Genomic DNA, 26,481 nt, shown 5'->3' with positions numbered 1-26,481 from the left:
GGACTACCGCACACATCAGTGTTGTCCGTTTTTCACTTAGGTCCACTACGGTAAAATCAGAATATTCTTTCTGATTTAACCTTCAACGAAACAATTCGATTGACAATAGAGATACTTATTTATGCAATGCTAATGTATTGTCATAGTAATATAGACTAAGTTGATTTATAATAGATGTATATAGTCCTATAATATTTTTTAAAAAATCCGATTTTTGTGCTTTGGTGAATCCATTATAAGAAAAAAGGCTTTATTATACCTGATAAACGTGATTGAATGACTTTAATACGGAGTAAATTATAGGTATTTTATACTATCGTTAACATGATGGGTGGTGATTGAATTGAACAAGTTTATAAGTATGGAGTATAGCAATGTTGAATATCAAGAATTGTTACATGAAGTCGTTAGAAAAATTCAGACAGGTTCACCCTTATTTAAGCCAGCGATATTTTTTATTGCGTCAAATGATAAAGTCCACTCTATTTCTAAAGTGGGTTATTTACCAAAAACATTAGTAGACGCACTGGGATACTTAGAGAAGGATTTTACGTCTTGTGAAACAATTAAGTACTATCAGGATTGTGTTCAATTCATATCACCAGTTACTGATGAGGTAAGCGAGAAGGAATTATTTTTAGGGGCGATTGTTTCTCAAACAGACCATATGAAAGATGTCCAACTTCTAATGGAAGGCATCGCACTTGGGTTATCTTCTAAGTTAAATATAGGACCAGCTCCATTTGTTGAAATGCACGAATTATTAATTTCAGTAAATTACCAAATTGAATTCAAAAAACTAGTAGAAACCTTCGTAAATAAGCTGACAGAAAGAAAATACCCTCACCCATTTCTCGTTTTAGAAAAAAAGGGAGAAAAGTTTGTACCTCTTTTTTCTTCTCAAATAGACCTAAGTGAAGCTGAAACAATTGAATTAACAAAAATAAAGTGGAAGGATGAGCGCTCCTTCATACTAGATGGCCACCTTTTGTTTAAAAATGATAGTAAATCTTACCTCATTTTTCCTATAAAGATAGAAAGTGAAATGGTTTCTTTATTTATGTTTGCCTTTAGGTCGAATGAAGATGCTTTTAGAAAAAAGGAAGAATTAGATGCCGGACTATCGACTTTAATACCGCTCTTTGAAAAGGGTTATACATATGAATTTGCAATGAAAGATGAGAAGCGAAGAAATATACTCATGCAAGTAACTAAGAAGTTTCATTCGACGATGGATATAGGTGAACTTCTAGGAGAAATTATTGAAGCGTTAAATCTAGCCAATCCAGGGTTCCGTGTACATTTATTGCTTTCACAAGAATGGAAAGTGAAAGAAACGTTGCCTATTAAGCCTTTCAAGTATGGCACTGATAGCAGCAATAGATTGGCAGAAAATGCTTACGTAACAGGGCGGATCTTAATTGAAAAGGCTGTTAAAACAAATAACATGCTTCTGTTTGCGCCACTTAGAGGAAAACAAGGCGTATATGGAGTGATGGAAATTGAAACGCAGTCGAATTCCTATTTATCAAAGCAGGAAATTGATTTCATTGAAATGCTCGCTGATACGGGTGGAATTGCTTTAGAAAATGCTGAAATGTATCAACAATCCAGAAAGTTAATTAACGATTTGCAATTAATTAATGAAACCACGCATCAACTTAATCTTAATTTACGTTTGACCGATACGATTAATTACATGACTCATCAAATTAGAGAATCATTTGGTGCAGAGGAAGTAGGATTCGTCATTTTTCAACCGAATGGTGAGTCCCTAGTATTAGAAGGAAGCTCTGCATTTTTTCGTGACGCAAGGACCATTACACTTCTTGATGAGTTTATTCGTAAAATGAAAAAGGAAAAAGAAGCTGTCTTTATTGGAGATACGATGCTTAAGGAAGAGATTAAGCTAGAAACATATCATTCCATTTTGGCAGTTCCGATGATCCATAGTAAAGAATTAAAAGGAATGGCTATTGCTGTACATCATCAACCTTATCAATTTACGTTTGATCACTTTAAATTGTTACAGTCGCTCATTCATCACTCCACACTGGCATTAACGAACTCTATGCTACATGAAGAGCTTGAACGACTAGTCATTACGGATCACTTAACCCGTTTATACTCGAGAAATTACTTGGATGAGTGTATACAAGAATCTTTAATGAAAGACTTAAATGGAACTTTTTTACTGATTGATATTGATAACTTTAAAAAAGTAAATGATACGTTTGGCCATCAAGTAGGGGATGACATTATTATCCAGGTTGCGAATGTCCTAAAAAGAAACATTCGAGACTTGGATATTGCTGCTAGATGGGGTGGTGAGGAATTAGCTATATACTTGCCAAAGATGTCCGTTGATATTGGAAGTCGAATTGCTGAACGGATTTTAAAGGCGGTTGAAATCGAAACTAGTCCTCGTGTCACCGTTTCCATCGGTGTGTCGACTTGGAATCGAAATGACAAGGAAACGAATTTACAAAGCTTGTTTAAGAAAGCAGATCAAGGTTTGTATGAAGCGAAAGAGTCTGGTAAAAACCGAGTGGTTGTTAATGTATAAATAAAATAGGGCGAACTCTAGGAGGTAGACACCTAAAGTTTGCCCTATTTTTTTAAATGTGTTTTTCGAGTACTTGAGTAAATTTTTCTAAATAACCCTTTTCATCCATTGAGAAGCGATCTAGGATTGGGCTATCTATATCTAAAATAGCGATGATGTTCCCGTTACGGCGAATCGGTATAACAATTTCAGATCTTGATGCGGCATCACACGCAATATGACCCGGAAATTTATGGACATCCGGAACTATCATGGTTTCATCTTTCACAACGGCTGTTCCACAGACTCCCTTTCCAACGGGAATCCGTACGCAAGCAGGCAAACCTTGGAATGGACCAAGAACTAGTTCGCCCTCTTTCAAAAGATAGAATCCAACCCAATTTACTTGATCTAAGAATTGAGATAATAAAGCACTGGCATTGGCGAGGTTCGCAATTAAATCATGTTCTCCAACAAGAAGTGCATCTAATTGTTTCGTTACGATTTCGTATTTTTCTTCTAGTGATCCTTTATATAACTCTGTTTGAAACATATGTTTTTCCCTCTCTTTTCTGAGTAAAAGTGTACAATAGCCATTTTACATGAATCAGCTTAGAAACGACAAATCCTTAGAAGGATTAAGCTAAAAAACATCTTAATGTAAGAATGATAAGAAAAATGTCTAAATAAAGAGGGATTTTGTCGAGCGATAATTAGAGGAAATTAGCTGATAGACACGAAACGATTAGGTATGAGAAAAAGGGGGATACCATAATGAAGGAAACGAAAAAAGAAAAGATACTTGATGCTGCTGTCCGACTGTTTCACACTCAAGGCTTTGATGGTACCTCAGTTAGAGATATCGCGAATAAAGCAAACGTCAATGTTGCCCTTGTCTCCTATCATTTTGGTGGTAAAAAAGGATTATACGAAGAATTAATGACTCAATTCCTTGAAGGCTACCTCCATGTTATTAAGTCCGAGTTAGAGAGAACTTCTAGTTCTGTTAAGGAGCAATTAATCGAAATTGTTAAATCCTTGATTGAATATCAATCTTCCCACCATTATGTCGCAAGAATGGTTCATAGAGAAATGACATTCGATTCTATGCTTGTACGTGAGCTAATGTCTACTTACTTAAGAAAAGAAAAACATGACCTTGAGGAAATCATTCGCAGTGGGATGAGAAGAGGAGAGTTTCGTAAGCAACCGATCGATCTTGTTGTGATTCATTTAAGAACGATGATTACGATGCCTTACTTATCTCCTCATTACTTAAGTGAACTGTATCAAATTACGACGACAGAACCGTACTTCATTGAAAAGTACATGAGACATGTCAGAAGTTGGATTGATCTTTGGCTTTGTGTGGAAGATTTCAGTTCTACTCCAGCTTTTTTGCTACCAAGATCCATATCTTAGTTTAACAGGTTTTACAAGTTCAGCATGGGGGAGCAATTCATCGTATCCATTCATTAAGCTTGAAGCTTGGTGGGCATCTGAACCGTAAACAAGTGGGATGTTAAGATTGATGGCTTCCTGTATGACTTCTTTAAAAGGGTAGGGTTCCTTACAAAGTGGTTTCATCGTTCCAGCACCATTGTAATCGAGCTCATATCCTTTTTTCTTGATTTCCGTTAAAATGCTCATTAATTCGGTCATGAACGAATGGGAAGCAGGAAATTTATTCTGGAATTTTCGCGCTAATGTTATGTGGCCAATACGGGTCGGTTTGTTATGACCTAAACCAGCTTGTATGGATTTTAAAACGGTCTGATAGTAAAGGGTGTAGACAGAGTTCACGGAGCCAAGTAAAACAGATGCTTGCCTAAAAACATCGGGGCTGTAATCTAAACATACATATTGAGAATCAATATGTAAGAAGTGAACAGATAAAATGCTGTCATCTAACTTGGGTCCAAACTCATCTAAAAATAAGGTTGTCTCCTTTTCGAATCCTTCTATGTAATCTACTTCTAAACCGACTAAAATATCTAAATACCCTTTGTATTCATTTTTCAGTGCGCTTACTTCTTTTAGGTACATATCTAAATCAGACCACTTCATACCACTATCCTGATTGGGCGTTGGATCAACAAATGAATGAGGAAGGGGAGCGTGCTCAGTAAATGTGATTCCGGTTAATTGATGTTTAATGGCTGCTTCACAATATTTATGAAGCGAATCTTTTGTACCGTGAGGACAAAAAGGTGTATGGATATGTCCATCATGTATCATGTATTGATCCCTTCTTTTCAATGAGATTTTTTTATATGTAACATTTTAACAAAATCTAGCCTATCTTTATCCTTAAAAACTGGAAAAAAAGCATACAAACTAGCATTTTCATGGTATCATAAGATTTATTGAAATCGTAAAAAATTTAAATAAATTTGTCAAAAATAGAGGTTTTTTGTTTTCTTTTGCAGAAACAACAAGAAGCTCAATTATGTTAAGGCACAGGACCTCACAACAACTAATAAACGAGCAGAAGAAGGGAGTCCTCTAAAAATGTATGTGGTTTTTTCAATAGTAGCAATTATTGCTATTTTTATACTTGTTAGTTCAATGTTGCGCAAACGGATATACAAAGAAGTCGATCGGCTTGAGGAATGGAAAAATGGAATTTTAAATCGTGATGTTCCTGAGGAAATTGGGAAAGTGAAACGACTACATATGTCTGGGCAAACAGAAGAAAAGTTCGAGACTTGGCGCAATGAGTGGGATGAGATAGTCAGTGGAATTTTACCAGATATCGAAGAACGCCTTTTTGATATCGAGGATCTTGCTGCAAAAAATCGATTTAAAAAAGCAAAACAGCTGATTGATATTACGGAAAAACGATTAAACGGAATTGAAGAGCAGATCAAACAGTTGTTGGAGGAAGTAGAGCAACTTGTTCAAAGTGAGGAACAAAACCGTACGGAAATAGATGAAGTACGTGTTGCTTATAAAGATATTTCTACAATGGTTACTAAAAAGAGAGGCTCATTAGGAGCAGGTCTTCCGTTAATTGATGATAAGTTAGATCGTATAAACGAGTTACTTGATTTATTTGATCAAGCGACTGGAGATGGGAGCTATCTTCAAGCGAGAGAACACCTTGTCGAAGCCAATACTTTAATTAATGAATTAAAAGAACTGGTTGAGCAATATCCTAAACTTTTAGTTCAAGTAGAAACAAAAATACCTGCAGAATTAAATGAAATTCGTGTTGGTATTGAGGAAATGAAAGAAGCAGGTTACCAGCTCGATGCCTTTTCTTTAGATTCAAGACTTGAGCAGATTGAATCTGAATTAGAAAAAGTGAAGGTTGATTTGGTTGACCTTAAATGTGAAGGGGCAAGTAATAAGCTTGTTGAATTTTCGAATCAAATCGAGCAGTTGTATGATACTTTGGATTTAGAGGTAGACTCCAAATTATATGTGGAAGCTAAGCTAAATGAGTTAAATGAGAAAGTCATGCAAGTAAAAACGAAAGTGGATACGCTAATTAGCGAAACATTGGACGCGCAGCAAAGTTACTTTGTTTCCAAACAGCAATTGGACTCACAAAAGAAATTAAGTGAAAATGTAGTGGACTTAACGAATGATTTATATGTTTTATACGATATCTCGGATAAACAAAAACAAACGTACACGTCTATTCGAGAGATGGTAGATGAATGGCAAGCTGAGCTAGAAGAAATGGACGAATTGATTGAACAGGAAAAAGCAACGTTGTTTGAGCTAAGGGAAGATGAAAGAAAAGCAAAGGAAATGTTGTTAACTCTTCATGAAACGATGATGGAATTGCACCGTACTCTTAAGAAGAGCAATATACCGGGGTTACCTGAAAGAGCGTTGAATCAGTTGAAAGATGTGGAAGAAAAACTAATCGAAGCGTCTGATCATTTAGAGAAAACGCCTTTAGAAATGGGTAGAATTAATATTTTAGTAAAAGAAGCTGAAGAATTGGTTGTCAAAAACAAAGAGGTCATTCAAGAAACGATTGAGTTGGCACGGTTAGCTGAAAATGTTATTCAGTATGGAAATCGCTATCGCAGCAGTTCGGATTCAGTCGCAGCTGGATTACTTGAGGCGGAATTACTGTTTAGACAATATGAATACGAAGAGGCAGTGCAGTGTGCTGTTCAAGTGATTGAGAAATATGAACCAAATGTATTAGACATAGTAAAAGGCTATGTAACGGCCTAATCAGTAAGGGAGTTGGCTCTTAAAATAGAGCTGCTCCTTTTTCTTTTTGACCAAATGTAACGGCATTTTGGCTATTGTTTTTGGTGAATAACTGGTAATCTGGGCTCTGCATCTTGATATTCAAGCATTTTGTGCTAACATATATGGGTGCAATGAGTTCGAATGGGGGGAATGAGATGATTTATTTAGACAATAGTGCAACCACAAAACCATTTAAAGAAGTGGTGGACGCCTATGCGGCTGTTGCATCCAATTTTTTTGGGAACCCATCGTCTCTACACTCTCTGGGAATGCAAGCAGAGGGTTTAATGACAGAATCTAGAAATCGAATCGCCGATTTACTTCATGTTAAAAATACGGAGATTGTTTTCACTTCTGGTGGAACAGAAGGGAATAATATAGCCATCAAAGGAGCAGCTCGTGCGAAGCAAAAACGAGGAAAGCACCTGATTACGACACAGGTTGAACATGCCTCTGTTGAAGAAGCATTTGGTCAACTTGAGCAAGAAGGATATGAAATCACTTATTTACCAGTCGATCAAAACGGTAGAGTGAGCGTCGAGCAAGTGGAGGCGGAAATTCGCTCAGATACTACACTCATCTCGATCATACATGTGAATAATGAAACGGGAACGATCCAACCAATTGAGGATATTGGGAAGATGTTGATTCGTTATCCACAAATCTATTTCCATGTTGATCATGTTCAAGGGATCTCGAAAGTCCCCTTAAACTTTCGTCAGGCACGGATTGACCTTTGTACCTGTTCAGCGCATAAGTTTCATGGAATGAAAGGAAATGGGTTTCTATTTGTGAGAGAAGGCATTCAAGTGGAGTCTTTATTTCAAGGTGGCGATCAAGAAAATGGATTACGTGCTGGAACTGAAAACGTGGCTGGAATTGTCGGAATGGCTAAAGCATTACGAATGACGAAGGCCAAAGAAAGTAAAATCAATGATTTAGTTGCATTAAAGGAACAATTTATCGAGCAGTTAAAAACAATTGAGGGTGTTTGGATTAATAGTCCAACCCATGCATCTGCCCCTCACATTGTTAATTTTTCAATTCCTGGTACAAAACCGGAAGTCATTGTTCAATCACTAACAACGAAAAAGATCTATGTATCTACGAAATCTGCTTGTTCATCTAAATTATCAGCACCAAGCCGCGTTCTTTCTGTGATGGGTTTAGAGCATGACCGAGCGAATTCGGGAGTTCGAGTTAGCTTCAGCTTTGATACGACAGCTGACGAATTGAATGTGTTATTTAATGAATTGAAAAAGATTATTCCCGAATTATTGGAGGTCGTTAATTCATGATTTATGATCATATCTTGGTAAGGTTTGGAGAGCTTGCTTTAAAAGGAAAGAACCGTTCCGTTTTTGAAAAGGCACTGCTGCAAAATATTAAAATGAGTTTGAAGCCGATTGCTAATTTAAGCATTAAGCGTACGTTCGGAAGAATTATGATTGAGTTAAATGGCGAAAATCCAGAACCGGTTGTTGAGAAATTAAAGGATATTTTCGGGATTCACTCGTTTAGCTTAGCTTTTAAGGTAGAAAACTCGCTCGAAGCGATGCAAAAAGGGGCACTTGAAGTCTTAAAAAGTCAAAAGAATGCCCGTACGTTTAAAATTACAGCTAGAAGAGCCTATAAACCATTCCCACTTGATACGATGGAATTGAATCGTGAAATTGGTGGATATACGCTAGCTCATACAGAAGGCATTACCGTAGACGTTCATAATCCAGATGTAGATATTCGTGTGGAAGTTCGTGAAACAGCCACCTATATCACTTCTGCTTCTTATGAAGGAGCCGGTGGTTTACCTGTAGGGACGAGCGGAAAAGTTCTATTATTGTTGTCAGGTGGTATTGATAGTCCTGTTGCTGGTTACCTCACGTTAAAACGAGGAGCTAAGATTGAAGCGGTTCATTTCCATAGTCCTCCATATACGAATGAGCGGGCTAAGCAGAAAGTAATTGATTTGGCAAAGGCCCTAACAAAATTTGGTAACAGTGTTACGTTACATTTGGTTCCTTTTACAGATGTTCAAAAGCACATTCATTCGGAGATACCAAGTAATTTGCAAATGACGATTATGAGAAGAGTCATGCTTCGAATTAGTGAAAGAATAGCCAATGATCGCGGTATTTTAGCATTAGGTACAGGGGAAAGCCTAGGTCAGGTCGCAAGTCAAACCCTACACAGTATGAACACCATTAATGAGGTAACGAACTTGCCGATCATTCGTCCATTAGTTACTATGGACAAGTTAGAAGTCATCAGTATTGCTAAAAAAATTGATACGTACGACACATCGATTCTGCCTTTTGAAGACTGCTGTACGATCTTTTTGCCACCAGACTCTAAAACAAGACCAAAGCGTGAACAAGCAAATAAATATGAACAATTCCTTGAAATGGATAAGTACATTAATGATGCCGTTGCTCGTACAGAAAAGATGATTTTAACGAGTAGTACTCCGATTAATAAAGAGGTTGATCATCTTTTTTAGCATCTTTTTAACTCTTTCATTAAGAGTACGAGGTTTGCTGTGAAGCGGTTTATTTGTTGTTAGTCTAGGATTCTCAACAATTACCAATAATCTAAGTGCATGTTTTTCTCTCTAAAAACTCATTCTATGAGTACAGAAGGAGGTGATTAACATGGCAAGCAACAACAACAGTTCAAATCAACTTCTTGTACCTGGTGTACAACAAGCACTAGATCAAATGAAGTATGAAATCGCTTCTGAATTTGGTGTTCAACTTGGTGCTGATGCAACATCTCGTGCTAACGGTTCAGTTGGTGGAGAGATCACTAAGCGTCTAGTACAAATGGCTGAACAACAAATGGGTGGTTACCAACAATAATTGTATAAAATGGCTGTAAGAAGGGTGACTTGTCACCCTTCTTTTTTTTATGGGACGAAATTATTATGATACGTTATCTTTTTTTCATACATTCTTAACTATCATTTGCATGTTTTTTATGATTCTGGCACGATTAAAAGAAAGACAACGAAAAAAACGAATTTGAAGGAAGTAGAGGCCTACTAAAGGTAGAGAGCACCCTTTTTTGGTGACCTAGACCGAGAGAGGTTGTCTTTTAATCAAGGAGGAAGTGCTATGGGAACACTTTGGTATAATGGAACGTTCTTTACGATGCAAAATGAACACGAGACTGTAGAAGCTGTCTATGTAGAAAATGGGTGGATAACTGAGGTTGGAAAAAAGGACACATTAGAAAAAAAATACGCAGATTCCATTAGAGAAAGACACAACTTGAAACAGTTATTTATCTATCCTGGATTTGTTGATAGTCATTTACATATGGTTGGACATGGTGAAAAATTAATTCGCTTGGATTTATCCGGTATCCAAGCGGCTGAAGAAATGAAGACAAAGCTAGTACAAGCATCTACTGAAACAAAAAGGGATGACTGGATATTTGGGGAAGGTTGGAATGAGAATAATTTTTCAGATAGAAAGATTTTTCATAAACAAGAATTGGATGAAATATCTCACGGAAATCCTATGTTCTTAACAAGGATTTGTCGTCATGCTGCGCTTGTTAACAGTAGAGCACTTGCTCTTGCTGGTATTAAAAAGGAGACAAAAGATCCAGAAGGTGGTGTAATCGTTCGAGATGATTCTGGTGAACCAACGGGCTATTTACTTGATACGGCAGCCGATTTAGTGAAAGCGGTCATGCCAAAGGTATCAGATGAATATGTAGAACGAGCGCTAAAAGTAGCGGTAGATGATTTATATCGAGTGGGCCTAGTTGGTGGGCATACGGAGGATTTACACTATTATGGAGGATTTAAACAAACGTTTAGTCAGTTTCAAAAAGTCATTGATGGGAAAAAGAGAAAGTTTAGAGCCCATCTGCTTGTTCACCACGAAGCGATAGCAGAAATGGAAGCAGAAGGCTATGAAAAAGGAGAGGTCACCTCATATCTTGAACTTGGTGCTGTGAAGATCTTTGCTGATGGAGCATTAGGTGGAAGAACTGCCTATTTAAGAAAACCGTACACAGATGACCCCTCTACTTCAGGTGTAGCTATACATACAGAAGAAAGTTTGCAACAACTTGTAAAACAAGCCCGAGCAAAAAATAGGCCTGTCGCGATTCATGCCATTGGGGATGGAGCTCTTGAAATGACATTGACTGCATTAGAACGTTACCCGTTAAAAGAAGGCAGAGATCGTTTAATACATGTACAAATCGCTGATCCCTCTTTAATTGAAAGAATGAAGAAGTTACCAGTCATTCTGGACCTACAACCAAGGTTTGTTGCATCAGACTTCCCGTGGGTGATAGAAAGGTTAGGGGAAGAGCGAATCCAATATTCTTTTGCTTGGAAGACCTTACTACAAGCGGGGTTACCTTGTGCAGGTGGATCAGATGCGCCAATTGAACCGGCGGATCCGTTGCTTGGAATCCATGCTGCTATCACAAGAAAAAGTGTAGGAGAAGAACATGAGGGATATGTACCAGAACAAAAGTTGACCCCATTTGAAGCTGTACAGCTTTTCACAAGTGGCAGTGCTTATGCCATTGAAAAAGAGCATGAGCGTGGACAAATTAGAGAAGGCTTTGTTGCTGATTTTACTGTTCTAGATCAAAATCTATTTACAATAGCACCGGATGATATTGTCCATGCAAATGTTGGCATGACAATTGTCGATAATTCAATCATGTATAAGAAAAGTGAATAACGAGAAGCTCAAAAGGGAAAATTCCTTTTGAGCTTTTATGATAATAAAACTTTTTTATAAAAAATTCCGTTGTACTTTTTGCCAGAAAGAATTATTCTTCAACTTTAGAACTTTGATCGACTTATTTGCTAAACGAAGCTTGATCTCTTTCGCATGACGTATGCTTAGTGCTTCATTATCGACTCCGATAATTGGATGGTCGTTTCCATCTTGTACAACTTTTAAGGTTAGAGTTCGATCTGCACCTAATAAGAAAGATGTACCTAATGTTCGGTACTCATTATTGTTTAAAGACGCTATCTCACTAACTTGTAGTGACGGAAGAGTGGGATCAACGACTGCGCCTTTAACAGACATGTTATAAGCGGTGCTTCCAGTCGGAGTTGAAACAATCATCCCGTCTCCACGGAACGTTTCAAAATGAAAATCATCAATTAAGACATCAATTACAAAGGTTTTTATGACATTTGACCGAATCGAACATTCATTTAAACAATAAAAGGGGTGTTCTTGGTCAACGGTTACTTTTAGTATGGGATAACGGCGCACTTCTACTTCTTCATTTTTCATCGCCTGAATCATTTGATCAAAATCTTGAATCATGAAATCTGTATAAAAGCCTAATGAATCCGTATTAACACCAACATACAAGCAATCTTCTCTAAATCCAGTTTTTCGCGTTGCTTGAAGAAACGCGTTATCTCCACCAATACTTGCGATAATGTCTGCTTCCTCTACGTTCGTAACGAGATGGAACCCGTTTTGATTGGCAAGTTTAAGTAAAGGTTGTACTTGTTCTTCAATCTCTTGTGTACGTTTGTAAAAAAGATAAAGGTTATTTCTTATTGGCATTTTAAAGCATCCTTTCATGAAAATGTCCATAATCCTTATTATATGTTATCATAACCAATGATTGGGAAAAAGAACCAGAAACGAAGATGGAGGGTGAGGTATGAGTCGTAAACGATGGTTAGCATTAATAGCTGTAGCCATGATTTTTGTGGTTGCTGTCATTGTCAACTTAGCAACTTCTAGCATTTTTTCTAATGCCAATTCAATGTTAGATCCTACAGGGCAACACTGGACACAACAAGTGATGGAGTCTGGCGATGAAATGGGAGGTACCATTGTTGTCTTAGAAATAAATGGGGTTATTCAAGACACAGGAGATGGTGGTTTATTTCAAACGTCAGGTTATAGACACCAGATGTTCCTTTCACAAATAGAACATGCAGCAGAAGACCCGAATGTTGAAGGCATTATTATTAGAGTCAATACACCAGGTGGCGGTGTTGTAGAGAGTGCTGAAATTCATCAGAAAATCGTTCATGCACAAACCGAGTTTGATGTTCCGATTTATGTTTCAATGGGAAACATGGCCGCATCTGGAGGCTATTATATAGCCGCACCAGCCGATAAAATCGTGGCGAGCCCGCAAACCATTACGGGGTCGATTGGCGTTATTATGGAATCGATTAACGTGGCGGGACTTGCAAAAAATTACGGGGTTGAAGTAAATACGATAAAAAGTGGTCCTTATAAAGATATTATGTCTGCAACAAGACAGATGACAGATGATGAGAGAGCCATTCTTCAGTCCATTATAGATGAATCCTATGATGAATTTGTTCGAGTTATTGTAGAAGGACGCGACATGACAGAAAGTCAAGTACGTACGATTGCAGACGGACGAATTTACACAGGGAAACAAGCTTTAGAACTTGACTTAATTGATGAAATTGGTAGTTTGGATGACACGATTTCGATGATGCGAGAACTTGTCGGTCATTATGATGTTGTAAAGTACGAAGCACATTTAGGTTTTCCTCAGCTTTTCTCAATGTCTCTACAACAGTTGATTAGAGGAGATCAAGAGCTAGTCAGTCTTGAGCGTATCTTATCTACGCATCGTTCACCGACTTTAAAGTATATTTATACAGATTAAGGGGGGCAAGCACTGTGAGTGAAGGTTTAGAACAAAGAAAAAGAATCGTTAATAGCCGACTGAGAAAACGTGTAAAACGAACAGAGATGGCTAAACCCGTTCATCCCTTGCCTATTCAAGAAGAAGTAACAGTGGCTTCTCCTACCTTTTATTATGCTGGATTTTGGATGAGGCTTTGGGCTTTTTTATTAGATTTAATTACGGTTTTCTCGATAAACTTGTTGTTGGTTTCACCATTCATACGTCTTACGAATATAGACGGACTACTATCACTAGGACCATACAGTTTTGAAACTTTTTTAGGAGCGGTCGTTTTTTTCTTCTATTTTGCTATTATGACCAAACTTTATGGGCAAACAATCGGAAAAATGGTTATGGGACTTAAAGTGATCTCTACCAACGATGAACACTTAAAATGGTCACAAATTGTTTTTCGAGAAGGAGTAGGACGATTATTGCATCAAGTTTTTTTTCTTTTTTACGTGATTTATGTCATGGTTGCATTTACCGAAAAAAAGCAAGGGTTGCATGATATCATTGCTGATACATTTGTCATTTACGATCGATCTGAATAACGAAGATAAACCTACCAATATTGGTAGGTTTATTTCGTATAAAAACGGAGAAACTATTTATAATCGCTATGTGTAAAGGGAGAAATGTATGGTTTGGACAATAGTAATAGTAGGAATAATTTTACTTTTCATTGTTATTGCAATCACAAAAGTGAAAGTCGATTGTCAATATCGACATAATCAAGACGATGATTTGCTTGAGGTTAAAGTCACGGTTTGGAAAATGAGGGTTTATACGTTTTCTGCGCCAATTATAAAAATCGATCCTGATTCTGCTGCTGTTATTGTAGAAGAAGAGCAAGAAATTGCTGGTATTGATTCAAAGAAAAAATTTCCAATTACACCTCATTTAATTTTAGAAGATTTAAGATGGTTGAGAGATTTATTTAAACATGTAGTAGGCCTGCATAAAATTATAAAGCGCTTCTTGAAGAAAGTAAGTGTGAACAAGTTTACTTGGCATACAGATATTGGCGTTGGAGATGCGGCTCACACGGCTCAGTTAGCTGGTGCAGTTTGGACATTAAAAGGGAGTATTATCGGTCTTATTGGTAATACTATGAGAATAAAGCTCATGCCCAAGCTATCGATTAACCCGCATTTTCAAGCCGTTGTATCTCATACATATCTTTCATGCATATTTTCTTTCAGAATAGGACATGCTATCGTTGCAGGTCTAATGCTACTCAAGCATTGGAGAAGAAGACCGAAGATGGAAAGACCAAGCTCTTCGGTTGAAAATAATATGTAATCCAAGGAGGAAACGATTATGACAGACCATCCGATTCAAGGGTTAATGAAGACAGCAATGGAAAATTTAAAAGAAATGGTCGATGTAAACACAATCGTTGGTGACCCAGTCGAGACGCCTGACGGTAGTGTCATTATGCCAGTATCGAAGGTTGGCTTTGGTTTCGCAGCTGGTGGTAGTGAATTCGTCGTTGAACATCGACATGGTGAAGAAGGGCACGTTCACCCGTTTGGTGGAGGTAGCGGTGGTGGAGTTTCGATTACGCCTATTGCATTTTTAGTTGTTAATAGTGAAGGTGTTAAGATGGTACACTTAGATAGCAATACTCATTTATACGAAAAGTTACTTGATTTTGCTCCACAAGTTGTTGAAAAAATTCAACAGATGATGGCTAGTAATGGTGGATCACAATCTGCTCAAGGTACTACACCACCACCTAATACAACAACAACTTCAACAACAACAACATCTGATAATCAACCACTATAAAAAGAATGGGGCTTCCCCATTCTTTTTTTTGGCATAAATTCTCAAACTCATGTAAGATAGGATTGTACATATTATTTTTAGGAGGAATTTAAATGGCAACGATTACGTTTAAGAATAATCCGGTAACATTGCTTGGTTCTGAAGTAAAGGTTGGGGAGAAGGCTCCTCAATTCTCTGTTTTAGCAAACGATCTATCTAAGGTCACTTTAGATGATACAAAAGGAAAAGTTCGTTTAATTAGTGTAGTTCCTTCCATTGATACAGGTGTTTGTGATCAACAAACTCGCCGATTTAATGAAGAAGCTGCAGCTCTTTCGAATGTTGAAGTGTTGACAGTCAGTGTCGATTTACCATTTGCTCAAAAGCGTTGGTGCGCTGCTGCTGGCATCGAGAACGTTCAAACAGTTTCGGATCATCGCGATCTTTCTTTTGGAGAAGCGTTCGGAGTAGCGATTAAAGAACTTCGTCTACTTGCTCGTGCAGTGTTTGTCATTGATTCTAATGATATTGTTACCTATGCAGAATATGTATCAGAGGCAACCAATCACCCCAATTACGAAGCGGCGATTGAAGCGGCTAAAGCGGCTCAATAATAAAACGAAACCCACGGAGCTAAAAGGCACCGTGGGTTTTCGAATTAAGTTTAATAGTAAAAGGTAGCAAACCAGTAATAATAAGGGATACCAATAATTAAATTAAAAGGTAACGTTAAACCGAGCGCTGAACCTAAATAAATGCCGGAATTAGCATTGGGGATTGCTTGAGCAATAGCAGCAGGTGCGGCAATGTAAGAAGCGCTTCCGGTTAACACAGCAAGGATAAAAGCCCCCCCAAGAGATAGACCAATGAATTGTCCAATGAAGATTCCTAAGCTCCCTCCAATGAACGGTAAAAGAAAAGCAAAGAGAAAGGAATACGGTGTTAACTTTTCTAATTGCTTTAGACTCTGAGTTGCTATCATCCCCATATGCAATAAGAAAATACATAGAATCCCATAAAACAAGTCACCAAACAATGGTCTGATTAACAGTAATCCATCGGCATGGGCGACAAAACCAATAAAGATCCCTCCGAGTAATAAAAATATACTTTTTCCGAAAAAAGCTTCTTTTACTACATGCTTCAAACTCGCATTTGGATTATCTGTTTCTTTACCTTGTTTTTGAATATAAATCTTGTAAAAGATAATGGCCAAAATAATCGCAGGCCCTTCCATGATGACCAAAATGGCAGACATATAAGATTCATAACTCATTTCAATTTTATCTAAAAAAGCCAGGCCAGCAATGAAAGTAACAGCACTTACGGAACCATAATGAGCTGAAATAGCCCAAGACTCTTCAACTGAGAATTTCCATATCTTTCTAACGAGGATAAAAGCGATAAAAAGCATGGCTATACTCAAGAAAACAGCTGCAATGATAGCAGGAAGCATTTCAAAAAAGGAGACATTCCTAAGCTCAATTCCTCCCTTTATACCAATTGTGAAAAGGATAATCATCGTATAACCAGTATAAAAAGCCGTAGGCACTTTTAAATCAGAGTTAACAAGGACAGCGATGATTCCGATTAAAAAAAACAGAACCATTGGAGATAATAAATTGGCATAGGCTATTTCAAATATTTGATTCATTCCAACACCACCTTAGTTGTAAAATCTATTGGAAAAAACACCTGTAATAACAGTGTTGTCGATTAGTGAAGATCCTAGTCTTTTGTATATCATATTAAATACAGATAGGCATGATTCATCTTGTAACAGGCGATACTGGTTATGGGGAATAGATAACGATCATATTCATGTTCACTCGTCGAGAAAGTAGCAATTCAATGCTTGTTTTGTTACAATATTGGGATGAATTAACTTAGGAGAGGGGAATAGGCATGACAACTTCAACAAAAACGGAAGATCTATTTACATATTTAGATGAAACGGCTCAATTCTTAGAGGAGAATGGGTCAGTTACTTATTTAGAAGGTATTGCTGAAGCAGGAGAAAACTTATTTCGAGAAGAGTTGTGCCAAACATTACTACCAGACCAAGCACAAATTCTTAAGGAGAAGCTGGATCTTATTAGAAAAGAAGAATTTAAAGCTGAAGAAATTCGCAAAGCTTTTCAATTGGTTGTATTAAAAGGCATGAAAGGTGCCATTCAACCGCATCATTCAATGACACCAGACGCTGTATGCTTATTTATCAGTTATTTAGTCAATAAAGTCTATGGAAAACAAAAGGAGCAATTGGCTCTTTTAGACTTGGCAGCTGGATCCGGAAATTTAGTTTCTGCGTTATTAAATCAAGCTACATTTCCCCTTCAGGCTTGCGGCTTTGAAGTAGATGAAACATTACTAAAGCTAGCATATGTAAGTGCGAACTTACAAAAGCATGAGCTTCAACTTTTTCATCAAGACAGTGTAGAACCAATTGCTCTTTTAGAAGTAGACCTGGTTGTTACTGATTTACCCATTGGATATTATCCAAAAGATGGGACGGCTAAAACATATGAATTACAAGCAACAGAGGGTCACTCTTTTATTCATCATCTCATGATCGAACAAGCGATAAAAAAGACGAAAGCGGGAGGTTTTCTCTTTTTTGTTGTTCCGAATTTCTTATTTGAAAGCGGACAAGCCAAACAATTACATGACTTTATTAAAAAGGAAGCGAATATCTTAGGATTGTTACAATTACCGAAAAGTATGTTTAAATCACAACAAGCTGGTAAAAGTATCTTCATGCTTCAGAAAAAGGGAGAGGGTACTATTTTGCCTAAACAAGCATTACTAGCTGAATTGCCTTCTTTCACTAAAAAAGAAGCACTAGCTGATATGATGAAACAAATTAATAAATGGTTTGAAAACGAATTACACATACTATAAAAAAGTTGAACTTGGCTATTTTGGTCAAGTTCCTTTTTTGATAAAAAAGCTCTTCTATGTTCGTTAACTCATTTTCCTAAAAATCAATAAAAAGTTCTTTAAAGGCCAGTTTTTAATTTTCCGAATATAAAACGGTTTCAATTCTGAAAATAAAGAATACGAGTGAAAATGAGCGAAAATCCTCGAATAAGCTTGAAATGATTGATTCGGGGTGCTTAAATGAAAGAGGACAAAATCGTAGAATAAGCGTGTAAGAAAAAGGAGCTGTATTTAAAGAATGGCAAAAATCATTGCAATTAATGCAGGTAGTTCATCACTGAAATTTCAATTATTAAATATGCCAGAGGAGACCGTCGTAACAAAGGGTCTAGTCGAACGTATTGGCCTTGGAGAAGGGGTCTTTACGATTGAAGTAGAAGGTGAGAAAAATAAAGAAACTTTAGATATTCCTGACCATGCGTTTGCGGTAAAAACCTTACTTGAGAAGTTAACGGGACTTGGAATTATTCAATCTTTAGATGAGATTGATGGAATTGGTCATCGTGTCGTTCATGGTGGAGAAAAGTTTAATGACTCAGTTTTAATCACTGATGAGGTATTAGCAGGGATAGAAGAAGTTTCTGAGCTTGCTCCATTACATAATCCTGCTAACGTGGTTGGGATTAAAGCATTCCAAGAAGTGTTACCGAATGTACCCGCTGTAGCAGTTTTTGATACTGCTTTCCATCAAACAATGCCAGAGTCATCGTTCCTATACAGCTTGCCATATGAATACTATGAAGATTTTGGGATCCGAAAGTATGGTTTCCATGGCACTTCGCATAAGTATGTTTCTGAGCGTGCGGCTGAATTATTAGGTCGCCCATTAGAGCAACTACGTTTACTATCTTGTCACTTAGGTAACGGAGCTAGTATTGCTGCTATTGAAGGTGGTAAGTCGATTGATACTTCAATGGGTTTTACTCCTCTTGCAGGTGTAACGATGGGTACACGTTCAGGTAATATCGATCCTGCTTTAATCCCTTATATTATGGAGAAAACAGGTCAAGATGCTAACGGTGTTCTAGATACATTGAATAAGCGTAGTGGATTGTTAGGGGTATCTGGATTTTCTAGTGATCTTCGTGATATTGAGGGTGAGGCAGCGGCTGGAAACGAACGTGCTGAGCTTGCATTAGAAGTATTCACGTCTAGAATTCATAAATATGTAGGTTCATACGCAGCTCGTATGAGTGGGGTTGATGCGATTATTTTCACAGCGGGAATTGGTGAAAATAGTGATGTCATTCGTGAGCGTGTTTTAAAAGGACTTGAATTCATGGGCGTTTATTGGGACCCAGCGTTAAATAAAGTTCGTGGAAAAGAAGCATTCATTAACTATCCTCATTCACCGGTAAAAGTGTTAGTCATTCCGACTAATGAAGAAGTGATGATTGCACGTGATACTGTACGTTTGTCTAAATAACTTTTTTCAACAAGCCCGTTACGTCTTCGTAGCGGGCTTTTAATAGTAGATGGTTCCTTCCTTTACTTTTGTTTGAAAAGGACGTTATCATTAGACTGAAAACTTTCTATCTCGCATAGAATGTAGACAAGCGAATAGGGGGAATGACTGTGGTGCAATGGCGAGAGGGAGAGACGATTACAGATTTTTTTCTGATTAGAGAACGTGAAATAAAGCTAGCATCCAATGGCAGTGAATATGCAAATCTCACTATAGAGCGTAACTTACATGTTATGTTAGCGCGATTATGGGATATTACTATAGAACAGAAGCAACAATTCGTAAGAAAGGCGATTGTTAAAATAGAAGGAACCGTTATTACATATCGCGGACAGTTGCAATTAACTATTCATCGTATCCGTTTAGCTACAGGGGAAGATGAAGTAAAAGTCTCAGAGTTAATTTCAAGAGAAGGAGTACAAAGAGAAGAGCTCTGGCATGAGTTAAGACTGATGATGGAAGAAATTGAATCAGAAGCACTTAGCTCTATTATCAAAACACTTTACAGTCAAAAGACAATAAGAGAACGAGTTACGACGATACCAGCTTCAAAAAACTATCATCATACTTACTACGCAGGATTACTTGATCACATCGTTCATGTGACAGGGTGCGCGTTACAATTGCTACCTCTTTACCCACATGTGAACCGTGATGTGGTTCTGTCAACGTGTCTCTTACATGATTTAGGGAAGACAGAGTTGTTTACAGAAGCCGTAGCGCCTGACTACACAACAGCCGGTGAATTCATGGGGCCTATCACTCTTGGACTTGAACTTATTTATGACGCAGCAAAAGAAGCAGGGATTCCAAGGACCAATGTTGAATTAATGAAAGTAAAGCATTGTATAGCGAGCCAGTTTGGAGAAGTGAGTCAAGGATATGGAAGTACGGTATCGCCTAAAACGGCTGAGGCCATCTTTTTCCATCATATTAAGCAGATGAATACAAGGCTTCATGCTCTAGAAATTGTTCAGGAACGCTCTGAAGAGGATTGGACATACTCGCCTATGTTTAAGCGGAAAATGTATACGAATAAAGAGGGATAAATATGAATCAAAGATGGAATGAAATAAAAGAATGGGAAGAAACGTTTTTTAGCTATGATACAACAGATCTTGCTGGTACGTATAACAAATGGAATGAAAGACTATTTCAACAGCTAGGAAATAACCGTAAGCAAAAGTGGCTGGAGAAAATGGATGCCTGCTTAATCCATTTGCATGCATGGTTGCAAAATAGCCGTTCATACGAGGAAACGAAGAAAAGAGTCATTTCACATGCACGTATTTTTGATTCACATATTACGAGCATTGAAGAGTTGCAAAGTTTGCCACTTGAGCAACTGGATTATTTAGCCGAGCAGTTAATGGCGAAGCAAAGGCTTCTAGCTCTAGGTCAAGGCGGATTAACCGGCATGGGTGGTACGTTTCTGCTACTAGCTGATTTACCTGCTCTTGCGGTCATACAATTACGCTCCTTGCAGCATTTAGCCTTAGTATATGGATATGATGTAAGACGACCTATTGAAATGGTGAATATGTTAAAACTGTTTTATGTAGCAACGGTGCCTAAATCTTATCAAGCAGCTGAATGGGATAAGCTCGTCCAAGAAGTGGAACAACAGGATTTAGATCATGTATTTTATCAAGGTGATGATGCAATCTTTCAAGAGTCTAGCTTAGAACAATTAACCAATCAATTAGCAAAAAGCTTTGTCATTACGATGCTCAGAAAAAAAATGATTCAAGGTGTTCCTATAGTAGGGATGGCTGTTGGTGCGGGGATGAATTACCGCTTCTCTCAACAAGTAATTGAAATCGGACAGCGCTTTTACCAAAAACGTAGATTGTTAGAGAACATGTAATAAAGAAGAGGTTGTTGGCATAATCCCAACAACCTCTTCTTCACTTACAAACTATTTCTTTAACTGATTTTTAAAAAAACAGGCAACAATTCAAAGCTGAATACTTATTATGTCAAAGTAGGGGTTAAACGAAACCAAATCCATAAATCATTAATATTTGATGCGAGCTCAGCCATTTCTAGATTTAATGCACATGAACGCTCGAAATCTTCTTCTCTAGATAACTGTTCATGAACGATGGTGATTTTTTTTTCAATGTCTTTGATCAGATCGGGAATGGTCCCTCTAATGGACTCCCATTTAGCAAGAACTTGTTCTTGAGTTGTCACATTTAGATCTTCCCAAGAGCTGTTTAAGCGCGGGATTGAAAGGCCGAGACGTGAATCATAAATAAACTCTACACTCATTTGCATTCACCTCACCTTGATGATAGCGAATGTTCAACAAAAATGGAATGAAAAACAACATAAAAAAACAAAAAAATTACTTGCCAAAACCAAGCACCCCTGTTAAAGTAATGAATATTAATAAGAATTGTATTTGGTTTTATGCAAGTGTGCGAGTAATCGAAGCACTCATTTTTTTGAATAAGGATGTATAAAAATAACGTTAACAGTATTAATATTCATATTTATTGGAGGTAATTAAAGATGAGCAAAGAAAAAGTAGTATTAGCATATTCAGGTGGTTTAGATACGTCAGTTGCAATCAAATGGTTAGCAGATAAAGGGTACGATGTCATTGCAGTTGGTCTAGATGTAGGTGAAGGTAAGGATTTAGACTTCGTTAAACAGAAAGCTTTAGATGTTGGTGCCATTGAATCACATTCAATTGATGCAAAAAAAGAATTTGCAGAGGATTTTGTTTTACCTGCATTACAAGCACATACAATGTATGAAGAAAAATATCCACTTGTATCAGCACTTTCTCGTCCACTAATCTCAAAGAAGTTAGTTGAAATTGCTGAGCAAACAGGAGCAAGTGCAGTAGCTCACGGTTGTACGGGTAAAGGAAACGACCAAGTTCGTTTTGAAGTATCGATTCAAGCTTTGAATCCAAACCTAAAAGTTCTTGCACCAGTTCGTGAGTGGGGCTGGTCACGTGACGAAGAAATCGCTTATGCTAAAGCAAATAATGTACCAATTCCAGTTGATTTGGATAATCCATACTCAGTTGACCAAAACTTATGGGGACGTGCAAATGAGTGTGGCATTCTTGAAGATCCATGGGCAACTCCACCAGAAGGAGCTTATGAGTTAACAGCAGCAATTGAAAACACTCCAGATCAAGCAGAATATGTTGAAATTGGTTTCGAGCAAGGTGTTCCTGTTACATTAAACGGAAAATCTTATCAACTAGATCAATTAATTCTTGAATTAAACCATGTTGCAGGTAAGCATGGAGTTGGTCGTATTGACCATGTAGAAAATCGTCTTGTTGGAATTAAATCTCGTGAAGTATATGAGTGCCCAGGTGCCATGACGTTAATTAAGGCTCATAAAGAACTTGAAGACATCACACTTACAAAAGAAGTAGCTCATTTTAAACCAGTTATTTCTAAGAAATTATCAGAAGTGATTTATGACGGATTATGGTTCTCTCCAATTACAAAAGCCCTACAAGCATTTTTAGTGGAAACGCAAAAAACAGTAACTGGAGTCGTTCGTGTAAAACTATTCAAAGGCCATGCAATCGTTGAAGGTCGTAAGTCACCATTTTCTCTTTATAATGAAAAGTTAGCTACGTATTCTACAGATGATGAATTTGATCATAGTGCAGCTGTTGGTTTCATCTCTCTTTGGGGATTATCAACAAAAGTGAACAGCATGGTGAACAAAGAGAAGAAGGAGGTCACTCAATAGTGTCTAAGCTTTGGGGGGGACGTTTTACAAAGACAGCTGAGGAGTGGGTCGATGCATTTGGTGCATCGATCGGCTTCGATCAAGCGCTTGTCGATGAAGACATAGAAGGAAGTTTGGCTCATGTTACGATGCTTGGCAAATGCGGCATTCTTCCTGCAGAAGAGGTTGAACAAATCAAATCTGGTTTGAACATCCTACGTGAAAAAGCAAAAAAGGGAGAGCTTGAGTTCTCTGTTTCTGAAGAAGATATACATTTAAACCTTGAGAAAATGCTTATTGATGAGATTGGACCAGTAGGTGGAAAACTACATACTGGACGTAGTCGTAATGATCAAGTTGCAACCGACATGCATCTTTATTTACGTAACAATACAAAAGAAATTATGACTGCAGTGAAAAAGCTGCAAGAAGCTTTGTATAATCAAGCAACCAATCATGTTGAGACACTTATTCCAGGATACACGCACCTTCAGCGTGCACAGCCTGTCTCATTTGCGCATCATTTGCTTGCATACTTCTGGATGCTTGAGCGCGACTTTGGACGTTATGAAGACAGCTTAAAGCGTCTAAATATTTCACCTTTAGGTGCAGGAGCACTTGCAGGGACAACATTTCCAATTGACCGTGCCTATGCAGCAGAACTATTAGGATTTGACGATATTTATCACAATAGCCTTGATGCTGTAAGTGATCGTGACTTTATTGTGGAGTTTCTAAGTGCGTCTTCTGTTTTAATGATGCATTTATCACGTCTTTGTGAGGAACTTATTTTATGGTCAACACAGGAATTTCAATTTATTGAAATGGACGATTCTTTTGCGACGGGAAGTAGTATTATGCCTCAAAAGAAAAATCCAGATATGGCCGAATTAATTCGTGGGAAAACAGGCCGTGTTTATGGCAACCTCTTCTCTCTTTTAACGACATTGAAAGGCTTACCTTTAGCATATAACAAAGATATGCAAGAGGATAAGGAAGGGATGTTTGATACGGTAGAAACCGTAAAAGGTTCCTTAAATATCTTTGCTGGCATGATTGAAACAATGACGGTAAATACCGGTACAATGGAAAAAGCCGTTCATCAGGACTTTTCTAATGCGACAGAACTTGCAGATTATTTAGCAACAAAAGGGATGCCTTTCCGTCAAGCTCATGAAGTAGTTGGAAAGCTAGTACTTGTTGCTATTCAAAAAGGTGTCTTTCTACTTGATTTACCATTCTCTGACTATCAAGAAGCTAGTGAGCTATTTGAAGAGAATATTTTTGATGTCCTACATCCAAAGACGGTCGTAGCTCGTCGAAATAGTGCGGGTGGTACTGGGTTTGAACAAGTGAAAATTGCACTTAAAAAAGCAGAGGCATGCATAACGGTATCAACTGAAGTATAATTTTATTCATCACATATTAGATTTGTTTGTGCCAATACTAACTAAGTAAATAATTTACTTAGAAGGAGGCGCATTTAAGTGAAAGAGCATAAGCTAACAAACGCAACTTACGATGCAGAAGGTGAAATGATGGTTCATCAACAAGTGATGGATTCGTATAGTCATGGTACACATGATGAACAGAGACATCAGGATGAAATGGACCATCAATACGAAAAAACGAAATATTAACTAGAAGACTGACTTGATAAGAAACTATTTGAAGCTTACCCGCTTTTGAATAGTACTTATAAGTCAGTCTCTTTTTTTTACTAACCGACCAAAACATAGTATGATCTAAGAAAGGTTGTTTATAAAGATAGTCACTTAGCTTTTAATAAGAGACAAAGCAAGGGCGAGGAGGGAAATTCATGCGTCATGCCTTCATTACAGCAGGGACAAAGGGACTGGGAGTTCAAGTAACGGAAGCGCTACTTGCAAATGGATATTCTGTTACGGTCACCTTCCGAAAGGACAAAGAAGCTGTAGAAAAGTTGCAAAGAAGGTGGAAGCACTATGAACAGCATCTTCAATTTGTTCAAGCTGATGTGACAAAGAAAGAAGATATTGACCGAGCGGTTGATACTGCATTCAAACGTTTCAATAGGATTGACCTACTCATTAACAATGCAGGTCCGTATGTGTTTGAACGAAAGAAATTAGTTGATTATGAATTTGATGAATGGAACAACATGATCGAAGGGAATTTAACCGCTGCCTATCACTTACTAAAAAAAGTGGTACCGATCATGAGGAAGCAACAGTTTGGCAGAATTATTACATATGGGTTTCAAGGGGCTAATAGTGCACCTGGATGGATATATCGCTCTGCTTATGCAGCTGCAAAAGTAGGACTGGTCTCATTAATGAAGACCGTGTCGATTGAAGAAGCAGAATATGGGATTACAGCAAATATGGTATGTCCAGGCAATATTCTCGGTGAGATGAAGGAAGCAACGATTGAGGAAGCAAGGCTCCATCGCGACAGTGAAACGCCAATCGGTCGGTCTGGTACAGGTGAAGATATTGCTCGGGCTATTCTTTTTCTATGTGAAGAAAATGCCGATATGGTGACAGGTACCGTTTTGGAAGTAACAGGTGGAGTCGATGTGATTCATCGATATCGTTAAATTTTTTGCAGGGTCTTCTCAAAACATGAATAATATACCAATTTATGTACATGTTAAAAATGAGGTGATGTACATGAAGAAATGGTGCATGATTCCAATCATCCTGTCCTTACTGATGATGGTGCTAGTTAGTCCTGCAATTGCGGCGGGGACAGAGCTAATGACGCTTTTCTCTATCCGAATTACAGTGATAGAAAAGGGGATTGAGTATGAGTGGGAATATGATAGCCCTAGTCAATATGAATTTGAAAAAGGGGATCGTGTCATGAAAGGCCCCCAAGCAAAAGAAGAGATGGAGAAAATTCTTCGAGTTTTACAATTGGATGAGCAAGAAGATGTTAATAATTATGTTAAACGTTTAAAGGAATCCCATTTCCCGGAACTCGATCGGATTGACATTCGCTTTATGAATGGTGAAGGGGAATTATATACATGGGTGTGGGATTCATAGGGAATAAAAAGATGAGTTCGTACAAGTAAACGCTCGATTTTGAGCGTTTTTTTGTGAGGAGGATGCCTACAGGCACGAAGCGGACATAAGATCCGTTAGTATCATACTATTGGCTCTTTTATTGATGCATA

26 protein-coding genes are annotated in these 26,481 nt (G+C 37.7%); 21 read left to right on the top strand and 5 right to left on the bottom strand.

Annotated features, from left to right (window positions below; translation table 11 throughout):
• Positions 1-343 precede the first annotated feature (343 nt).
• Positions 344-2,566, top strand: coding sequence for a sensor domain-containing diguanylate cyclase (locus PQ474_RS12305; RefSeq protein ID WP_273843573.1), 2,223 nt, complete (start codon positions 344-346; stop codon positions 2,564-2,566).
• Between the two features lie 52 nt (positions 2,567-2,618).
• Here PQ474_RS12305 and PQ474_RS12300 read toward each other — a convergent pair whose 3' ends face one another.
• Positions 2,619-3,098 (bottom strand): GAF domain-containing protein, encoded by a 480-nt coding sequence (locus PQ474_RS12300; RefSeq protein WP_273843570.1) that lies wholly within the window; start codon positions 3,096-3,098, stop codon positions 2,619-2,621.
• Positions 3,099-3,319: 221 nt separating this feature from the next.
• Here PQ474_RS12300 and refZ point away from each other — a divergent pair, with 221 nt between their 5' ends.
• Entirely contained in the window at positions 3,320-3,967 is a 648-nt protein-coding gene (gene refZ, locus PQ474_RS12295; protein ID WP_273843567.1) for a forespore capture DNA-binding protein RefZ, read from the top strand.
• Here the strand turns inward: refZ and hisJ are convergent.
• Entirely contained in the window at positions 3,947-4,780 is an 834-nt protein-coding gene (hisJ, locus tag PQ474_RS12290; protein ID WP_390185801.1) for a histidinol-phosphatase HisJ, read from the bottom strand. The genes refZ and hisJ overlap by 21 nt on opposite strands.
• A gap of 276 nt (positions 4,781-5,056) precedes the next feature.
• On the opposite strand from hisJ, the gene ezrA reads away from it, so the two are divergent.
• From ezrA to PQ474_RS12265, 5 genes are all read left to right on the top strand, one after another.
• The gene (ezrA, locus tag PQ474_RS12285) at positions 5,057-6,742 is read left to right on the top strand and encodes a septation ring formation regulator EzrA (protein WP_273843561.1); all 1,686 of its coding nucleotides are present in this window, start codon (positions 5,057-5,059) and stop codon (positions 6,740-6,742) included.
• A gap of 176 nt (positions 6,743-6,918) precedes the next feature.
• On the top strand, positions 6,919-8,061 hold the full coding sequence (locus PQ474_RS12280; RefSeq protein ID WP_273843558.1) for a cysteine desulfurase family protein: 1,143 nt from the start codon (positions 6,919-6,921) through the stop codon (positions 8,059-8,061).
• Positions 8,058-9,260: a tRNA uracil 4-sulfurtransferase ThiI gene (gene thiI, locus PQ474_RS12275; RefSeq protein WP_273843556.1), complete on the top strand. Its 1,203-nt coding sequence runs from the start codon at positions 8,058-8,060 to the stop codon at positions 9,258-9,260. Before PQ474_RS12280 ends, thiI begins: the two co-directional genes overlap by 4 nt.
• A 151-nt stretch (positions 9,261-9,411) precedes the next feature.
• Positions 9,412-9,618: an alpha/beta-type small acid-soluble spore protein gene (locus PQ474_RS12270; RefSeq protein WP_273843553.1), complete on the top strand. Its 207-nt coding sequence runs from the start codon at positions 9,412-9,414 to the stop codon at positions 9,616-9,618.
• A gap of 255 nt (positions 9,619-9,873) precedes the next feature.
• Positions 9,874-11,469, top strand: a complete 1,596-nt coding sequence (locus PQ474_RS12265; protein WP_273843549.1) for an amidohydrolase — start codon at positions 9,874-9,876, stop codon at positions 11,467-11,469.
• Positions 11,470-11,523: 54 nt separating this feature from the next.
• Here PQ474_RS12265 and PQ474_RS12260 read toward each other — a convergent pair whose 3' ends face one another.
• Positions 11,524-12,321, bottom strand: a complete 798-nt coding sequence (locus PQ474_RS12260) for an NAD kinase (RefSeq protein WP_273843547.1) — start codon at positions 12,319-12,321, stop codon at positions 11,524-11,526.
• A gap of 100 nt (positions 12,322-12,421) precedes the next feature.
• Here PQ474_RS12260 and sppA point away from each other — a divergent pair, with 100 nt between their 5' ends.
• The 5 genes from sppA (at position 12,422) to tpx (ending at position 15,822) form a co-directional block, all read left to right on the top strand.
• Positions 12,422-13,414: a signal peptide peptidase SppA gene (sppA, locus tag PQ474_RS12255; RefSeq protein WP_273843543.1), complete on the top strand. Its 993-nt coding sequence runs from the start codon at positions 12,422-12,424 to the stop codon at positions 13,412-13,414.
• A 14-nt stretch (positions 13,415-13,428) separates the two neighbouring features.
• Entirely contained in the window at positions 13,429-13,989 is a 561-nt protein-coding gene (locus tag PQ474_RS12250; protein ID WP_273843541.1) for an RDD family protein, read from the top strand.
• An 88-nt stretch (positions 13,990-14,077) separates the two neighbouring features.
• Positions 14,078-14,740 (top strand): DUF2953 domain-containing protein, encoded by a 663-nt coding sequence (locus PQ474_RS12245; protein WP_273843539.1) that lies wholly within the window; start codon positions 14,078-14,080, stop codon positions 14,738-14,740.
• Between the two features lie 18 nt (positions 14,741-14,758).
• Positions 14,759-15,229 (top strand): GerW family sporulation protein, encoded by a 471-nt coding sequence (ytfJ, locus tag PQ474_RS12240; protein WP_273843535.1) that lies wholly within the window; start codon positions 14,759-14,761, stop codon positions 15,227-15,229.
• Between the two features lie 92 nt (positions 15,230-15,321).
• Positions 15,322-15,822 carry a thiol peroxidase gene (gene tpx / locus PQ474_RS12235; protein ID WP_273843531.1) on the top strand — a complete coding sequence of 167 codons (501 nt, stop codon included), beginning with the start codon at positions 15,322-15,324 and terminating at the stop codon, positions 15,820-15,822.
• A 50-nt stretch (positions 15,823-15,872) separates the two neighbouring features.
• Here tpx and PQ474_RS12230 read toward each other — a convergent pair whose 3' ends face one another.
• Positions 15,873-16,862, bottom strand: a complete 990-nt coding sequence (locus tag PQ474_RS12230) for a sodium-dependent bicarbonate transport family permease (protein WP_273843529.1) — start codon at positions 16,860-16,862, stop codon at positions 15,873-15,875.
• 251 nt (positions 16,863-17,113) lie between these two features.
• Here PQ474_RS12230 and PQ474_RS12225 point away from each other — a divergent pair, with 251 nt between their 5' ends.
• The 4 genes from PQ474_RS12225 to PQ474_RS12210 all read left to right on the top strand — a co-directional run bounded on the left by PQ474_RS12225 (position 17,114) and on the right by PQ474_RS12210 (position 21,480).
• The gene (locus tag PQ474_RS12225) at positions 17,114-18,109 is read left to right on the top strand and encodes a class I SAM-dependent methyltransferase (RefSeq protein ID WP_273843528.1); all 996 of its coding nucleotides are present in this window, start codon (positions 17,114-17,116) and stop codon (positions 18,107-18,109) included.
• 277 nt (positions 18,110-18,386) lie between these two features.
• Complete coding sequence (locus PQ474_RS12220) at positions 18,387-19,574, top strand: acetate kinase (protein WP_273843526.1); 1,188 nt, start codon at positions 18,387-18,389, stop codon at positions 19,572-19,574.
• A gap of 149 nt (positions 19,575-19,723) precedes the next feature.
• Positions 19,724-20,662 carry a CMP-binding protein gene (locus PQ474_RS12215; protein WP_390185792.1) on the top strand — a complete coding sequence of 313 codons (939 nt, stop codon included), beginning with the start codon at positions 19,724-19,726 and terminating at the stop codon, positions 20,660-20,662.
• A 2-nt stretch (positions 20,663-20,664) separates the two neighbouring features.
• A complete protein-coding gene (locus PQ474_RS12210; protein ID WP_273843523.1) occupies positions 20,665-21,480 on the top strand; it encodes an EcsC family protein in 816 nt (271 codons plus the stop codon).
• 107 nt (positions 21,481-21,587) lie between these two features.
• Here PQ474_RS12210 and PQ474_RS12205 read toward each other — a convergent pair whose 3' ends face one another.
• Positions 21,588-21,887, bottom strand: coding sequence for a hypothetical protein (locus tag PQ474_RS12205; RefSeq protein WP_273843520.1), 300 nt, complete (start codon positions 21,885-21,887; stop codon positions 21,588-21,590).
• A gap of 243 nt (positions 21,888-22,130) precedes the next feature.
• Here PQ474_RS12205 and PQ474_RS12200 point away from each other — a divergent pair, with 243 nt between their 5' ends.
• The 5 genes from PQ474_RS12200 (at position 22,131) to PQ474_RS12180 (ending at position 26,350) form a co-directional block, all read left to right on the top strand.
• A complete protein-coding gene (locus PQ474_RS12200; protein ID WP_273843516.1) occupies positions 22,131-23,342 on the top strand; it encodes an argininosuccinate synthase in 1,212 nt (403 codons plus the stop codon).
• Entirely contained in the window at positions 23,342-24,730 is a 1,389-nt protein-coding gene (argH, locus tag PQ474_RS12195; RefSeq protein ID WP_273843514.1) for an argininosuccinate lyase, read from the top strand. The genes PQ474_RS12200 and argH overlap by 1 nt, the downstream gene beginning before the upstream one ends.
• A gap of 78 nt (positions 24,731-24,808) precedes the next feature.
• Positions 24,809-24,961, top strand: a complete 153-nt coding sequence (locus PQ474_RS12190; protein WP_273843513.1) for a hypothetical protein — start codon at positions 24,809-24,811, stop codon at positions 24,959-24,961.
• A 179-nt stretch (positions 24,962-25,140) separates the two neighbouring features.
• Entirely contained in the window at positions 25,141-25,899 is a 759-nt protein-coding gene (locus PQ474_RS12185) for an SDR family oxidoreductase (RefSeq protein WP_273843511.1), read from the top strand.
• 73 nt (positions 25,900-25,972) lie between these two features.
• A complete protein-coding gene (locus PQ474_RS12180; RefSeq protein WP_273843509.1) occupies positions 25,973-26,350 on the top strand; it encodes a hypothetical protein in 378 nt (125 codons plus the stop codon).
• Positions 26,351-26,481 lie beyond the last annotated feature (131 nt).

It is taken from the genome of Halalkalibacter alkalisediminis, from assembly GCF_028610705.1.
Taxonomy (GTDB): Bacteria; Bacillota; Bacilli; order Bacillales; family Bacillaceae_D; genus Halalkalibacter; species Halalkalibacter alkalisediminis.
Note: the sequence above shows the minus strand (reverse complement) of the source record. Positions and strands in the feature narration are given on the sequence as shown.